General features: G+C 53.5%; 16 protein-coding genes. 7 read left to right on the top strand and 9 right to left on the bottom strand.

Annotated features, from left to right (window positions below; all coding sequences use genetic code 11):
* Positions 1–21: 21 nt before the first annotated feature.
* The 5 genes from mnmH to ppiB form a co-directional block, all read right to left on the bottom strand.
* Positions 22–1,104, bottom strand: coding sequence for a tRNA 2-selenouridine(34) synthase MnmH (mnmH, locus tag OGW17_RS15545; RefSeq protein WP_071259839.1), 1,083 nt, complete (start codon positions 1,102–1,104; stop codon positions 22–24).
* 99 nt (positions 1,105–1,203) lie between these two features.
* Positions 1,204–2,271 carry a 5-(carboxyamino)imidazole ribonucleotide synthase gene (gene purK / locus OGW17_RS15540; RefSeq protein ID WP_012133462.1) on the bottom strand — a complete coding sequence of 356 codons (1,068 nt, stop codon included), beginning with the start codon at positions 2,269–2,271 and terminating at the stop codon, positions 1,204–1,206.
* The gene (gene purE, locus OGW17_RS15535) at positions 2,268–2,777 is read right to left on the bottom strand and encodes a 5-(carboxyamino)imidazole ribonucleotide mutase (protein ID WP_114647505.1); all 510 of its coding nucleotides are present in this window, start codon (positions 2,775–2,777) and stop codon (positions 2,268–2,270) included. Before purE ends, purK begins: the two co-directional genes overlap by 4 nt.
* A 118-nt stretch (positions 2,778–2,895) precedes the next feature.
* A complete protein-coding gene (gene lpxH, locus OGW17_RS15530) occupies positions 2,896–3,618 on the bottom strand; it encodes a UDP-2,3-diacylglucosamine diphosphatase (RefSeq protein ID WP_071259833.1) in 723 nt (240 codons plus the stop codon).
* Between the two features lie 2 nt (positions 3,619–3,620).
* The gene (gene ppiB / locus OGW17_RS15525) at positions 3,621–4,115 is read right to left on the bottom strand and encodes a peptidylprolyl isomerase B (protein WP_003021875.1); all 495 of its coding nucleotides are present in this window, start codon (positions 4,113–4,115) and stop codon (positions 3,621–3,623) included.
* Between the two features lie 173 nt (positions 4,116–4,288).
* On the opposite strand from ppiB, the gene cysS reads away from it, so the two are divergent.
* Positions 4,289–5,674, top strand: coding sequence for a cysteine--tRNA ligase (gene cysS / locus OGW17_RS15520; RefSeq protein ID WP_049011837.1), 1,386 nt, complete (start codon positions 4,289–4,291; stop codon positions 5,672–5,674).
* A gap of 98 nt (positions 5,675–5,772) precedes the next feature.
* Here the strand turns inward: cysS and ybcJ are convergent, their stop codons facing one another.
* Positions 5,773–5,985, bottom strand: a complete 213-nt coding sequence (ybcJ, locus tag OGW17_RS15515) for a ribosome-associated protein YbcJ (protein WP_047458327.1) — start codon at positions 5,983–5,985, stop codon at positions 5,773–5,775.
* A 1-nt stretch (position 5,986) separates the two neighbouring features.
* A complete protein-coding gene (gene folD / locus OGW17_RS15510; protein ID WP_012133456.1) occupies positions 5,987–6,853 on the bottom strand; it encodes a bifunctional methylenetetrahydrofolate dehydrogenase/methenyltetrahydrofolate cyclohydrolase FolD in 867 nt (288 codons plus the stop codon).
* Positions 6,854–7,429: 576 nt separating this feature from the next.
* Here folD and fimA point away from each other — a divergent pair.
* The 6 genes from fimA to sfmF all read left to right on the top strand — a co-directional run bounded on the left by fimA (position 7,430) and on the right by sfmF (position 13,520).
* On the top strand, positions 7,430–7,981 hold the full coding sequence (gene fimA / locus OGW17_RS15505) for a type 1 fimbrial major subunit FimA (protein ID WP_024130577.1): 552 nt from the start codon (positions 7,430–7,432) through the stop codon (positions 7,979–7,981).
* Positions 7,982–8,056: 75 nt separating this feature from the next.
* Entirely contained in the window at positions 8,057–8,590 is a 534-nt protein-coding gene (fimI, locus tag OGW17_RS15500) for a type 1 fimbrial protein subunit FimI (RefSeq protein ID WP_071260125.1), read from the top strand.
* 44 nt (positions 8,591–8,634) lie between these two features.
* Entirely contained in the window at positions 8,635–9,327 is a 693-nt protein-coding gene (gene fimC / locus OGW17_RS15495) for a type 1 fimbria chaperone FimC (protein ID WP_071259830.1), read from the top strand.
* 31 nt (positions 9,328–9,358) lie between these two features.
* Complete coding sequence (locus OGW17_RS15490) at positions 9,359–11,971, top strand: fimbrial biogenesis usher protein (RefSeq protein WP_049011839.1); 2,613 nt, start codon at positions 9,359–9,361, stop codon at positions 11,969–11,971.
* Between the two features lie 13 nt (positions 11,972–11,984).
* Positions 11,985–12,992, top strand: a complete 1,008-nt coding sequence (gene fimH / locus OGW17_RS15485; protein ID WP_049011840.1) for a type 1 fimbria D-mannose specific adhesin FimH — start codon at positions 11,985–11,987, stop codon at positions 12,990–12,992.
* 15 nt (positions 12,993–13,007) lie between these two features.
* On the top strand, positions 13,008–13,520 hold the full coding sequence (gene sfmF / locus OGW17_RS15480; RefSeq protein ID WP_047458317.1) for a fimbria assembly protein: 513 nt from the start codon (positions 13,008–13,010) through the stop codon (positions 13,518–13,520).
* 55 nt (positions 13,521–13,575) lie between these two features.
* On the opposite strand, the gene fimZ is transcribed toward sfmF, so the two are convergent.
* Both fimZ and fimY read right to left on the bottom strand, forming a co-directional pair.
* Positions 13,576–14,208 carry a fimbria biosynthesis transcriptional regulator FimZ gene (gene fimZ, locus OGW17_RS15475; protein WP_012133449.1) on the bottom strand — a complete coding sequence of 211 codons (633 nt, stop codon included), beginning with the start codon at positions 14,206–14,208 and terminating at the stop codon, positions 13,576–13,578.
* A gap of 601 nt (positions 14,209–14,809) precedes the next feature.
* Positions 14,810–15,532: a fimbria biosynthesis regulator FimY gene (fimY, locus tag OGW17_RS15470; protein ID WP_049011841.1), complete on the bottom strand. Its 723-nt coding sequence runs from the start codon at positions 15,530–15,532 to the stop codon at positions 14,810–14,812.
* Positions 15,533–15,539: the final 7 nt, after the last annotated feature.

Below are 15,539 nucleotides of genomic sequence, written 5' to 3'. Positions count from 1 at the left end.
AAAGCATCTTGTGTGCTCTGGCTACGCCTGAAGCCACTGCGCAACGTCCTGCCATATGCCGCGAAAGACGATTTTCGCGGCTTTCTTTTCCAGTTGATAGCGATACATCGGATCGTAGTATTCGTTGAGGAGCGGCACCAGCCAGGCCAGATGCCCGTCGGTACTGCCGCTGGCCTGCTGCATGGCCAGCGCAGCGTCTAGTTTTACCGTCAGCTCTTTAAAACGCTGCAAACCAAGGCGGCGCTGAATGGCGGAAAGCCCATGATGCAGATAGTCGCTGTACGCCTGCCAGCCGTCTTCTTCCCCACAGGCATGGGTGAAGTCGCGATGCATGCGGATAAAATACTCATCGCGCAGCCGCTCCAGACGCAGCTCGAACGGATCGTCCACAACCGCAATGGATGCCTGCGCCATGCGTTCGCGCAGACATTCGGGCAGATGATTTGCGCCAATCATCCGGCCTTCGTCTTCCAGCACCCACATCTGCAACTCCTGACGGGCGTCGGTTTTCAACATCTCCACGGCGAGATGATTTTCAAAACTGGCCTGACTCAGCTGCGGCTTCAGCGTGCGGCCGAATGACGAACCGCGATGATGCGCCAGCCCTTCCAGATCTACGCCGTTCGGCTGCTGTCGAACCAGCTGTGTTTTTCCACTGCCGGTACAGCCGCCAATTAAGATCATGGGTTTTTGTACCAGCGTGTTGGTGATGTGCATGGCCGCCTGGCGGAGCGCTTTGTAGCCGCCCTGGATCAGCGGATAATCCACGCCGGACTCATGTAGCCATTGTTGTACGATATGCGAACGCTGACCGCCGCGCGCGCAGCAGAGATAACCCCGGGGATGTTGAATACAGGCTTTTCGCCAGGCCTCCAGCCGCCGTTGACGCTCGTCGCCGGCAACGAGTTTATGGCCCAACGCCAGTGCCGCTTCCGGCCCCTGGCGTTTGTAACAGGTGCCGACTGCCGCGCGTTCTTCATCATTCATTAAGGGCAGGTTAATCGCGGCGGGCATGGCGCCCTGCGTAAATTCTATCGGCGCGCGAACGTCGATTAAAGGCGTATCGGCCGCCAGAATGGCGCGATAGTCCGTCCCATCGTTCATTGTGGAATCCTGAAAAAAAACAAACGGCAATGATGGGGATTTTACGCGCTGAAGGAGGAGCCGGAAAAGGATAAGATTCCTTTCCCGGCATTTTATGTATTACTTAAGCTTACTTTGCGCCCAGATGATGCCGCTGGCGTATTCCGGCGGCAGCAAGGGAACTAAGGCTTCCAGCGTTGCGCTTAAGCGATCGGTATCGCTGTCGGTCAGGTTCAGGTGGCCCACTTTACGCCCCTCGCGAACCTCTTTGTCGTACCAGTGCAGATGTACCAGCGGCAGTTTCAGCCAGTCGTAATTCAGAGCGCTGCCAATCAGGTTCACCATCACGGACGGGCTGTCCACGACCGGTGACGGTAACGGCAGGCCGGTAATCGCGCGCAGATGCAGCTCAAACTGGCTGATGCTGGCGCCGTTTTGCGTCCAGTGCCCGCTGTTGTGTACCCGCGGCGCCAGTTCGTTGATGAGCAACCCTTCCGGCGTGATAAAACACTCCATCGCCATGACGCCGACATAACCCAGTTCATGCATGATGGCGGAGAGCATGGCTTCCGCCTGTTCCTGCTGTTTCGCGTTGGCCTGCGGGAACGCTACGCTGGTGCGCAGAATCCCATCCTGGTGCAGGTTGTGCGTCAGCGGGTAGAATACGGTGCTGCCGTCATGGGCGCGTGCGCCGACTAACGACACTTCGCCAGAGAAGTTAATGCCCTGTTCAACAATGCACTCGCCGTAACCGTCGTCCGGGAACTGAGCGGTTTCATCCGCGCGTAAACGCCACTGCCCACGGCCGTCGTAACCGCCGACGCGCCGTTTGACGATAGCCAGTTCGCCCAGACGCGCAAATACGGCAGGCCACTCGTCCCGGCTTGCCAGCAACTGCCAGGGCGCCGTCGCCAGCGAGAGTTTGTCAAAAAGCTGCTTTTGCGTCAGGCGGTCGGCAATAATCGGGAAAACGTCGCGGTTGACGAAAGCCGGGTGGCGCGCCAGTTCGCGGGTCAGCGCGGTTTCCGGCCAGCGTTCGATTTCCGCTGTGATCACGCTTTGTTGAACCGGGACGGCGGTAGGTTCCGCGTCCAGCCCGACAGGCCAGACGGTGATGCCCAACGGTTCGCCCGCCTGACGCAGCATCCGTCCTAACTGGCCGTTACCCAGTACGCAGACCTGCTTCATGCCGCACCTCGTGGGTCGGGATTCTCAAGCACCTCATCGGTCTGGGCTTTACGCCAGTCCGCCAGACGTTGGCGCAGGTCTTTATCGTGTGTCGCCAGAATTTGCGCTGCCAGCAGCGCCGCGTTCGCCGCGCCCGCTTTGCCGATCGCCAGCGTGCCGACCGGAATGCCGCGCGGCATCTGGACGATAGAGTAGAGGCTGTCCACGCCGCTCAGCGCAGCGCTTTGCACCGGCACGCCCAGTACCGGCACCAGCGTTTTTGCCGCAATCATTCCCGGCAGATGCGCCGCGCCGCCAGCACCGGCAATAATCACCTGATAACCCTTATCTTCGGCGCTTTCGGCGAAGCTGAACAGCTTATCGGGGGTGCGGTGTGCGGAAACCACTTCAACGTGGTGTGGAACGTTCAGGATATCGAAGATTTCGGCGGCAAACTGCATGGTAGCCCAGTCGCTTTTGGACCCCATCACGATGGCGACACGCGCCGGATTATTGCGGGAAGACATGCGTCTTAAAACTCCTGTGGTGCACAACTCTCGGCTTTTGAGGGCACAGAGAATAGCACGGAAATACGCCAAGGAAAACGGTTGCGTACCTTATGACGTCGTCAATTCACGGGCGAGGTTAAAACGGGAAATGGAGAAGCTCAACGTCATCCGGCATGACTTTTACCATCGACCCTTCGCTGTGCCAGGCGCCTAAAACAACGCGGAACGCGGGTTTGCCGTTAGCGCTCAGTTCGTGAACGTCCGGGCGATGAGTATGACCATGAATCAGCCATTGCACATGGTGTTTTTCCATTTCGGCCACCACGGCATGTGGATTAACGTCCATGATCTCCAGTGACTTGCTGCTGTTGGCGGCTTTGCTGCCTGCGCGCATTCTGGCGGCAATACGATTGCGGATAAACAGCGGCAGGGCGAGGAACAGCGTCTGTAGCCAGGGTTTGTGAACTTTGGCGCGAAACGCCTGGTAACCGGCATCGTCGGTGCAGAGCGTGTCGCCGTGCATAATCAATACGCGACGGCCATAGAGGTCGAGCACCTTTTCCTGCGGCAATAGCGTCATTCCACTTTCACGGGCAAAGCGTTTGCCGATCAAAAAATCACGGTTACCGTGAATAAAGAAGCAGGGAACGCCGGAATCTACAACGGCTTTAATGGCTGCGGCCATTTCGCGGTGCAGCGGGTTGGGATCGTCGTCGCCTATCCAGGCTTCGAAAAGGTCGCCAAGAATGTACAGCGCATCGGCCTGGCGCGCGTCACCGGCTAAAAAACGCAGAAAACCGGCGGTGATCGCCGGTTCTTCCGTGCAGAGGTGAAGGTCTGCAATAAACAGTGTCGCCACGATTACTCGCTGACGGTCACGTTTTCGATGATAACGTCTTCTTTCGGCACGTCCTGATGCATACCGCTGCGGCCTGTTGATACGCCTTTGATTTTATCAACCACGTCCATGCCTTCCACGACTTCAGCGAATACGCAGTAGCCCCAGCCCTGCATGCTTTCGCCAGAGAAGTTCAGGAAGTCGTTGTCGGCCACGTTGATAAAGAACTGCGCCGTTGCGGAGTGTGGAGCCTGAGTACGCGCCATTGCCAGCGTGCCACGGGTGTTTTTCAGACCGTTGTTGGCTTCGTTTTTGATCGCTTCTTTGGTCGCTTTCTGCTTCATGCCAGGTTCAAAACCGCCGCCCTGAATCATGAAACCGTTAATAACACGGTGGAAAATGGTGTTGTTGTAAAAACCTTCGCGGCAGTAGTCCAGGAAGTTTTTAACTGTTTCAGGCGCTTTGTCATCAAACGTTTTGATTACGATATCGCCGTGATTAGTGTGGAAAGTAACCATTTTTGCATCCTGTTCCGATATAGTGGTGCTTCGACCCCGGTAAGGGTCACATATAGGGGGGTGTTATAGCATAACCGCACGCTGCGATCACCTCGCAAAGTGTGCTGCTTCGATTACGAATAATATGTATCATACGGATATTATTACCCACACACGTCTATACGGAATCTTCGATGTTAAAAATCTTTAATACACTGACGCGCCAAAAAGAGGAATTCAAACCTATTCATGCCGGGGAAGTCGGCATGTACGTGTGTGGTATTACCGTTTACGACCTCTGTCATATCGGTCACGGGCGTACGTTTGTCGCCTTCGACGTCGTCGCGCGCTATTTGCGTTTCCTCGGTTATACGCTGAAGTACGTGCGTAACATTACCGATATCGACGACAAGATCATTAAACGGGCGAACGAAAACGGTGAAAGCTTTGTCGCGCTGGTCGATCGTATGATTGCGGAGATGCACAAAGATTTTGATGCGCTGAATATTCTGCGCCCGGATCTGGAGCCGCGTGCAACGCACCATATCGCCGAAATTATTGAGATCACCGAACAGCTGATCGCCAAAGGTCACGCTTATGTGGCGGACAATGGCGACGTGATGTTCGACGTGCCGACCGACCCGAACTACGGTCAGCTGTCGCGCCAGGATCTGGAACAGCTACAGGCGGGCGCCCGCGTTGACGTCGTTGACGTAAAACACAACCCGATGGACTTCGTGCTGTGGAAGATGTCCAAAGAGGGCGAACCGAGCTGGCCGTCGCCGTGGGGCGCGGGTCGTCCAGGCTGGCACATTGAATGTTCCGCCATGAACTGCAAACAGCTGGGCAACCATTTTGATATTCATGGCGGCGGTTCCGACCTGATGTTCCCGCACCATGAGAACGAAATCGCCCAGTCTACCTGCGCGCACGACGGCGAGTATGTGAATTACTGGATGCACTCCGGCATGGTGATGGTGGATCGTGAGAAGATGTCGAAATCACTGGGCAACTTCTTTACCGTGCGTGATGTGCTGAAATACTACGACGCGGAAACCGTTCGCTACTTCCTGATGTCCGGCCACTATCGTAGCCAGCTCAACTACAGCGAAGAGAACCTCAAGCAGGCGCGTTCCGCCCTGGAGCGTCTGTACACCGCGCTGCGCGGAACGGACAAAACCGTTGCGCCTGCGGGCGGTGAAGCGTTTGAAGCGCGTTTTGTGGAGGCGATGAACGACGATTTCAACACACCGGAAGCCTACTCCGTGCTGTTTGATATGGCGCGTGAGGTGAACCGTCTGAAGAGTGAGGATATGGCTGCCGCGAATGCGATGGCGTCACATCTGCGTAAAATTTCCGGCGTACTGGGGCTGCTGGAGCAGGAGCCGGAAGCGTTCCTGCAAAGCGGAGCGCAGGCGGATGACGGCGAAGTGGCTGAAATCGAAGCGTTAATTCAACAGCGTCTGGATGCGCGTAAAGCCAAAGACTGGGCGGCGGCGGATGCGGCGCGTGACCGTCTGAATGAGATGGGCATCGTGCTGGAAGATGGTCCGCAAGGGACAACCTGGCGCCGTAAATAACGTCATTGCCGGATGGCGGCTAACGCCTTATCCGGCCTACACTGGCATAACCAGTAGGCCGGATAAGACGCGATAGCGTCGCCATCCGGCACTCTGAATCAGGCGACGACGTTAACGCTTTGCCCTGCGAAGCTGACGGTTTGTCCGGCAACAATTTTGCAGCGTTTGCGGGTTTCAACCGCGCCATCAACCTTCACTAAACCTTCTGCAATGGCAATTTTCGCCTGGGCGCCGCTTTCGCTCCAGCCTTCCAGTTTGAGCAGGTCGCACAACTCAACGTGCGGGTGCTTGCCTAAAGAGAATGTTGCCATGTTATTTACCTTGTGGATCGTGATATTCAACGCACGCCTGTAGCGTGTTTTCGATAAGTGTTGCGACCGTCATCGGACCGACGCCGCCCGGCACCGGGGTGATATAGGATGCGCGCGCGGCAGCGTCTTCAAAGACCACATCGCCGACCACTTTACCATTTTCCAGTCGGTTGATTCCGACATCAATCACGATGGCGCCTTCTTTAATCCACTCGCCGGGAATAAATCCGGGTTTGCCGACGGCGACAATCAGCAGATCGGCGTGTTCAACATGGCGACGCAGATCTTTGGTGAAGCGGTGAGTCACGGTCGTTGTGCAGCCTGCCAGCAGCAGTTCCATGCTCATCGGGCGACCGACGATATTCGAGGCGCCGATGACGACGGCATTCAGTCCGAAGGTATCGATGTTGTAACGCTCCAGCAGCGTGACGATGCCGCGCGGCGTACAGGGGCGCAGACGCGGCGCGCGCTGGCACAGACGGCCTACGTTATAGGGATGGAAACCGTCTACGTCTTTGTCCGGCGCAATGCGTTCCAGCACTTTGACGTTATCGATGCCCGCCGGTAACGGCAACTGCACCAGAATACCGTCGATAGTGTTGTCGGCGTTAAGCGTATCAATCAGCTCCAGCAGTTCTGCTTCGCTGGTGGTTTCGGGCAGGTCATAGGAGCGGGAGACGAATCCCACCTCTTCACAGGCTTTGCGCTTACTCGCCACATAAATCTGCGAAGCCGGGTTGCTGCCTACCAATACAACGGCCAACCCTGGGGCGCGAAGTCCGGCCGCGACACGCGCCTGAACTTTTTGAGCAACCTCAGAGCGCACCTGCTGCGCAATCGTTTTACCGTCAATAATCTTTGCTGCCATCAGAGAGAGGATTCCGTCTGTTACATTAAGTCGAAGGGGATGTGGCTATTTTGTCAGAAGCGGGGCGCGCTGTCAGTTATCGTTTGCGTCTTTACGTGTGATCGGTGCAGTGACCGCTGCGATACGGGCTGCGGCGAGGGGCAAAATCCTGTGGGCAATTAATGAGCAACCTAATCAAAATTAACCTAAAAGAAACAATTCATCACCCTGCTAAAATTAGGGGGAATGCCGCGAAAAACGTGGCGTTAAGTGTGATATTGAACACTTTTATATAAAAAAGGCTTAGACCTGTCCTATATCCCAATAAGAATTTACCTGGGCTAATTAAAGAGATTGAAGGTATTTTTCACTTATTGAAATGTTTAATTTATCCCTGTGACGAATTGTCATATTCGTAAAGATTAATTAGTGAATCTAATGCTCAGGAGAGTTGGGGTAAAAAGGTTAGCTAATTCTCTTTCGATATATATCTTTACAGGATGCAGAGATAATTAGCCTGACATTATTATGTCGATAGTGATTCAAACGGTTCCCGCAGGAAACTGGAGCCGAATGTGCGTAATTCAAGGGAAATCCATGAAACTTAAATTAATGACCTCTTCCGTTATTGCTGGCCTGATGTTTGCTGCTGGTGCGGCTCATGCCGATCCGGTAAGCGTTAGCGGCGGTACGGTTCACTTCGAAGGTGAGCTGGTCAATGCAGCGTGTGCCGTTAGCACGAAATCTGCCGATCAGACCGTGACCCTGGGCCAGTATCGTACCGCCAGCTTTACCGCTGTTGGCGATACCAGCGCACAGATTCCGTTCACCATTGTACTGAATGACTGCGATCCGAGCGTAGCAGCGACCGCTGCCGTTGCGTTCTCTGGTCAGGCTGACGGTACAAACGACAGCCTGCTGGCAGTCGTGTCTGGTGACAATGGCACCACGGCAGGCGGCGTAGGGATCGAAATTCTTGATAACACCTCTTCTCCGCTGAAGCCAGACGGCGCGACCTTCTCTACGGCTCAGGCGCTGGTAGAAGGTAGCAACACGCTGCGTTTCACCGCGCGTTATAAAGCGACTGCTGCGGACACCACGCCGGGTCAGGCTAACGCCGACGCAACCTTCATCATGAAGTACGAATAAACCCACCAGGGATTCAGGGATGTGGCAAGCCTCAATGGATGAGGCGCTATCCGGGGACGATAAGTGATACAGCAGATGATTAGCAAAGGCGTGGCGCTGGTGGGGCTGATTTGCGCGATGCCCGCATTCGCGCATACGGTGATACTGGAGAGCGGTAATCTTCACCTGCGAGGCCAGCTGGTAAACGGCGCCTGCGCGGTGAATTCCGAAAGCCAGGATCTCCGTGTACAGATGGGGCAATACCGCACCAATGTCTTTTCTGGCACCGGGAGTTTCGCCCCGACCAGCATTCCTTTCGTGCTGCGATTAACCGATTGTAGTTCAGAGGTTTATAGCCATGTTGGGATCGCTTTTTCCGGTGTGACTCCCGCAGAAGATCCGCAGGTATTCCTGGCGCGCAGCGACACGGCGGCGACCTCCGGTATTGGTCTGGCATTATTTGATGAAGAACAACGGCAAATCATACCCAATTCCTTGCCGCTTCATTATGCCCCTATTTTAACGCAAGAAATGACATTTCATTTCACGGCTCGCTATCGGGCAATCTCGGAAAATATGACGCCGGGAAGTATTCATTCAGATGTGTGGTTTACGCTGGTTTACCCCTGATTTGTTTTCCGGGCGTTGATAAAACGCAAAAGGTATTTTTTGCCATGCTTAATTATATAAAATCAGGCCTTATTATTTTTATTGCCTTATGGACTTCAATGAGTGCGCAGGCGGCCGGGGGAATTGCATTAGGCGCCACCCGCGTTATTTATCCGGCAGACGCCAAACAGACCTCGCTGGCAATTAGCAACAGCGCATCGAAAGAGCGTTATCTGGTTAATTCATGGATTGAGAACAGCGCTGGCGTCAAAGAAAAATCGTTCGTTGTTACACCGCCGCTGTTTGTCAGCGAACCCAAAAGTGAAAACACGCTGCGTATTATTTATGCCGGACAACCCCTGCCTGCCGATCGGGAGTCTTTGTTCTGGATGAATGTGAAAGCGATACCGTCGGTGGATAAAAACAGCCTTGAAGGCAAAAACGTCCTGCAACTGGCGATCCTGTCGCGCATTAAGCTGTTTGTTCGCCCTGCCAATCTGCCGCAGGTGCAGGAAGACGCGCCAGGAATGCTGCAATTCTCCCGTTCCGGGAACCACCTGAAAATCACCAATCCGTCTGCTTACTATCTCACGCTGGTCAATCTCAAAGTGGGAAGTCAGAAGGTTGATAACGTCATGGTCGCGCCGAAGAACAATACCCGGATTCTGCTTCCGGCAGGCGCGCAGGGAAGTGTGACGTTCCAGACGGTAAATGATTACGGTGCGCTGACACCGGCGAAAACGGTTAGCTTGCGCTGATCGGAACGTGTGAAGCCACACTGAGAAAACGATGAAGAAGATAACGTATCTTCCCGGTTCACTGCCGGGGTATACGCCACATCTGACGGGGGTGGCGTTGTCCATATTGGCGGCGCTTTATCCGGCGATAAGTCATGGCGAAAGTTACTTTAACCCGGCTTTTTTGTCGGCAGATGCTGCGTCCGTGGCAGATTTGTCACGTTTTGAGAAAGGCAATCACCAGCCCCCGGGCATCTATCGGGTGGATATCTGGCGCAACGATGAGTTCGTCGCGACCCAGGATATTCGCTTTGAAACCTCGTCGACGAAAACCGGTGAAAAATCAGGCGGATTAATGCCCTGTTTTGATCTGGCGTGGATCAAAAGGCTGGGGGTAAATACCACCGCCTTTCCTGCGCTTGGGCAAAGCCAGGAGGAGACCTGCATCAATTTGCCAGAGGCGATTCCCGGCGCTGAAATCGCTTTTGATTTTTCCTCAATGCGTTTAAATATCAGTCTTCCACAGGCGTCAATGCTGAACAGCGCGCGCGGGTATATTCCGCCGGAAGAGTGGGATGAAGGGATTCCCGCCGCGCTTATCAACTACAGTTTTACCGGCAGTCGCGGGACAAACAGCGACAGCTATTTTTTAAGCCTGATGAGCGGCCTGAACTATGGCCCGTGGCGGTTGCGTAACAACGGCGCGTGGAGCTATTCCAAAGGCGACGGATACCACTCGCAAAGCTGGAAAAACATCGGCACCTGGGTACAACGCGCCATCATCCCGTTGAAAAGCGAACTGGTGATGGGGGACAGCAACACCGGCAACGACGTGTTTGACAGCGTGGGCTTTCGCGGGGCGCGGCTCTACTCTTCCGATAATATGTACCCTGATAGCCTGCAAGGCTATGCGCCGACCGTGCGTGGGATCGCCCGTACCGCCGCAAAACTGACTATCCGCCAGAACGGCTATGTGATCTATCAGAGCTATGTCTCACCGGGCGCTTTCGCGATCACCGACCTCAACCCAACGTCTTCAAGCGGCGACCTGGACGTGACGGTTGATGAGAAAGACGGCAGTCAGCAGCGCTATACGGTGCCGTACTCCACCGTTCCGCTGTTGCAGCGCGAAGGACGTATGAAGTTCGACCTGGTGGCGGGGGATTTTCGCAGCGGCAATAGCCAGCAATCTTCGCCATTCTTCTTCCAGGGAACGCTGATCGCCGGTCTGCCTGAAGGGTATACCGCTTATGGCGGCACGCAGCTGGCTTCGCGCTACAGCTCGGTGGTGCTGGGGGCCGGACGGAACCTGGGCGACTGGGGCGCGGTTTCGGTAGACGTCACCCACGCCCGCAGCCAACTGGCGGATGACAGCACCCACCAGGGGCAGTCGCTGCGTTTCCTGTACGCCAAGTCGTTGAACAACTACGGCACTAATTTCCAGTTACTGGGCTATCGCTATTCCACGCGCGGATTCTACACGCTTGACGATGTGGCGTACCGCAGTATGGAAGGGTACGAGTATGAATATGACAGCGAAGGTAAGCGTCATAAAGTGCCGGTAGTGCAGAGCTATCACAACCTGAACTACAGCAAAAAAGGCCGATTCCAGGTCAACATTTCGCAGAATCTGGGGGATTACGGCTCGCTGTATATCTCCGGCAGTCAGCAAACATACTGGAACACGTCGGATGCCAATACCTGGTATCAACTGGGGTATGCCAGCGGCTGGCAAGGGATCAGCTACTCCCTTTCCTGGTCGTGGAATGAATCCGTAGGGATTTCCGGCACCGATCGCATTCTGGCATTCAACATGTCGGTTCCGTTCAGCGTGCTCACCGGGCGGCGCTACTCGCGCGACAATGCCCTGGATCGCACCTATGCCACTTTTAACGCGAACCGGAACAGCAATGGGCAGAACAGCTGGCAGACCGGCATCGGCGGGACATTGTTAGACGGGCGTAACCTGAGCTACAGCGTGAACCAGGGACACAGCAGCACCAATGGCTACAGCGGCAGCGCCAGCGCGAACTGGCAGGCGGCTTACGGGACGCTCGGCGTGGGGTACAACTACGATCGAGACCAGCATGACTACAACTGGCAGCTGTCTGGCGGCGTGGTCGGTCATGCGGACGGCATCACGCTCAGTCAGCCTTTAGGCGATACCAACGTCCTGATTAAAGCGCCAGGCGCCGAAGGGGTGCATATAGAAAACCAGACCGGGGTGCAAACCGACTGGCGCGGATATGCGGTCATGCCTTATGCCACCGTATATCGCTATAACCGTGTCGCGCTGGATACCAACTCAATGGATAACCACACCGATGTGGAAAATAACGTCAGCAGCGTGGTGCCGACGCAAGGGGCGCTGGTACGCGCTGCCTTTGACACGCGAATCGGCGTGCGCGCAATTGTCACCGCAAAACAGGGCGATCGCCCGGTGCCGTTTGGCTCAATTGTGCGCGAAACCGCCAGCGGCGTCACCAGTATGGCGGGCGATGACGGGCAAATTTATCTGAGCGGACTGCCGCTGAAAGGGGAACTGCTGATTCAGTGGGGAGAGGGAGCGAACGCCCGCTGCGTGGCGCATTATTCCCTGCCTGAAGAGAGCCTGAAGCAGGCGGTGACGCTGCTTAATGCGACCTGTAAACGTCCGTCGTCATGAAAGGTAAGAAAAGATGAAAATGAAATCAGGGTTGTTGCCGGGCGCCATCGCATTATTGCTGGCGAATCCGGCATGGGCGACGGTTTGCCATAACTCGAACGGTACGCCGACCGATGTGTTTTACGATCTGTCGAATGTTTTTACCAGCAGCAATAATCAGGTAGGACAGGTGGTGACGCTGCCGGAGAAATCGGGCTGGGTTGGCGTACAGGCGACGTGTCCTGCTGGTACGAATGTGGATTATACCTTTCGAAGCTATGTGACTGAACTTCCCGTGCAAAGTACGGAAGGGGGATTCCAGTATCTCAAACTCAATGACTACCTGCTGGGGGCGATGAGCATCACCGACAGCTATGCCGGATTATTTTATCCGCCCCGTAATTATATTCGCATGGGGACGCACCCCAATGTACCGAAACAAAAGCCCTTCGGCGTGATGGACTCTAAGCTGATCTTTAAACTCAAAGTGATACGGCCTTTTATCAACATGGTGCCGATTCCCCGGCAGACCATGTTCTCGGTGTATGTCACCACCAGCACCGGCGATGCCCTGAGTACGCCGGTTTATACCATCAGCTACAGCGGTAAAGTCGAGGTCCCGCAAAGCTGTGAAGTGAATGCCGGGCAGGTTGTGGAATTTGATTTTGGCGATATCGGCGCCGCGCTGTTCAGCAAAGCCGGGGCGGGGAATCGCCCGGAAGGGGTGACGCCGCAGACAAAAACGGTCGCCATAAAATGTACGAACGTCGCGGCGCAGGCCTATTTATCGATGCGTCTGGAGGCGGAGAAAATCTCCGGGCAGGCGATGGTCTCTGATAATCCCGACTTAGGCTTTATCGTTTCCGACAGCGGCGGCGTGCCGCTGACGCCTAACAATCTGGCCAGCAAAATTCCATTCCGTCTGGATGACAGCGCCGCCGCCAGCGTAGGGATCCGCGCATGGCCGGTAAGCATCACGGGGAGTAAACCGACGGAAGGGCCTTTTACCGCTCGTGGGTATCTGCGTGTGGATTACGACTAAGGGGAGCGCACAGCCATGAGACTTTTGCTGGCTATTTTTTGCAGCGTGTTGCTGAGCCCGCTTTGCCGGGCTGACACCGCTCTGGGCGAGATTAATATTGAACTGCGCGGTAATGTTGTGGACTTCACCTGCACCGCAGTGACCGGTGACAGTAACAAAACGGTCGAGCTGGGCACCTGGCCCACGAAGCAGTTGAAAACCAGCGGCGATACTACCCAGCCCGTGCCTTTCAGCATCAAACTTGAGGGCTGCCCGCCGGGCGCGGCGTCGATGACCTTTTCAGGAACGCCAGCGGCGGGGACGTCGCTGCTGGCGTTGGATGATGCGGTCATGGCGCAAAAAGTGGCCATTGAGATCCGCGACAGCGATCGCAGCAGATTACCGCTTGAGCAAGCCAGCCAGGCGGTAAGCGTTGATGAAAACGGTAATGCTACGCTGACGTTTTATGCGAATTACATTGCATTGGCCGATGGCGTTCAGCCGGGAGTCGCAAAGGCGGATGCGACTTTTATGATCAATTACAACTGAAGTCCGATCCCGATAACGTACTCCCGAACGATCTCTCGTCGGGAGTCAGCCACGATCACAGCAAGTCGTGTACCTTCGCGTAATCAATAAGCTCAACAATGGTATGCAGGCCGAGTTTCGAAAATATGTTCGCTTTATGCGCGCTGATGGTTTTGTTACTCAGCAAGAGCTGCTCTGCGATTTCTTTATTCGATAAACCGTTGGCGAGATAGCGCAGTACCGTAACCTCCCTGTTTGAGAGCGGCATATCATTGTGCTCACCTTTTCGTGAACTGGTATTACTGATAAAATTTAGCGTCTCTGAAGGAAAAAAAGAATATCCTGATAAGATCATTTTCACTGCGTTATAAATATCATTGAGATCCTTTCTTTTACTGACAAATCCGTTTGCGCCTGCCCGGATAGCTCTCCCGGCATAAAAAGATTCAGATTTAGACGACAAGAAAAGAATTTTGGTATTTTCTTGTATTGATTTGATTCGTTTAAGCAGTGTAAATCCATCTGTACCCGGCAGCTCTATATCCAGGATGACCAGATCCACAGGATATGTGCGCAGATAATCTACCGCGGTACGATTGTCATCGGTTTTCAGGACAACCTGGATATTACTATTCTTTTCGAGAAGCACTTCTATCGACATTCTGACAATAGGGTGTTCGTCCATAATGATAACGGATGCAGGTTTCATTGTTGTATGCCTCAGACTGTTTGCGCGTCTTCCGTTTGCGGATAAGCGTCAGACACTATTAATTATCAAATAGCCAGAATATACCTCACGAACCTGGGAAGTGGTGAAGGTAATACCATCCTTGTTAACTGACTATTTTGCGTAAGAGCAATAAGCGTGGGGAATATCCATTTCGCACCAACAAAAAAGAAAATTCTGATTAACTAAGAATAGGGAGATTATACCTGGTCTATTTTTTCGGAAAAGGCTTACGGTACACAAATCGGTGCTGGCTGTTAGGATGTTCTGCATGTTTTAGACTGTTTAATAGCGTTTGGTTTTATTCTCTGTTGAATCAATGTTACGTGGCTAAAAGTATTTTTTTTAAATATAAAAACAACACAAAAAACCAATTGTTTAGTTTCTGTTATGTGATTTTTGGGCAAATTTTCAACGATGAGGCCGTGAGAGCCCGTCAATTGAAGGATTATAGAGAAAGAGGGATTTTCCTATGATACTAGGAATAGTTGTAAATATTAATTTTATGTAAAAAATTTACATTTAGTCAGGCGTTAAAATAAGTAATTTCTTAAAAAATCTTATAGCTTAAGAGGTTAGCGTGTTAAATTAAGTGAAGAGAAGTGACGCTAAGGCGATGTATCAGATACAGCAAACTGTGTCGATGCGGCAGATCCAACTGAGTAATAAGTTGATTGAGTCGGTAGATCACCCGGTGATAAGGCGTATTGAGTAAAAGCGCGATTTCCTTTAAAGACATACCCTGAGATAACGCGGAAATGATCTTCCAGTCAGTATGGCTAAAGGTGCCATCAGTATTTTTAACGGAGGGGGGAGATAATAAGGCGTTACGTAATGATGAGAGATTCTGGCGACGTTGCAGAATATAAAACTTACCGGCTTTTTGCATAAAACGCGTCAGACTAACATCCTTATCCGGCACCAGTAAGTAAACCTGGATATCGCTTCGCTCTCGGATAAGCAGGCGTAACCGCTCAAGCGTTTCGTAGCAGGAGACCGCCAGTCCAGCCATATCAACAATCAATTGTCTGATGCCCGTCTCTTCCAGCCTGCGTGAGGGTGATTCCAGAGAGCTGAACACCGCCGTGCGTTTTCCAGAAAATAAATAGCGATTCAGTGTATATCCGAGATAGTTATCCGTCGTGATAATAACCTGAGAGATTGTATTGTCCGGTAGGGCATAATTGAGACGTTGGGTCAGATATTCCAGACGATCAAATACCTGTGGTTCAAGGTGATGGTAGTGGTGAGTGCAATCAGTATTTCTTAAACGGCGATGTCTTTCTTTGCGAAGTGCGCTGCGCATCCTTTCC

This window comes from Citrobacter sp. CK181, assembly GCF_030333595.1.
Taxonomy (GTDB): domain Bacteria; phylum Pseudomonadota; class Gammaproteobacteria; order Enterobacterales; family Enterobacteriaceae; genus Citrobacter_B; species Citrobacter_B koseri.
This window is presented reverse-complemented; position numbering and strand designations above follow the sequence as displayed.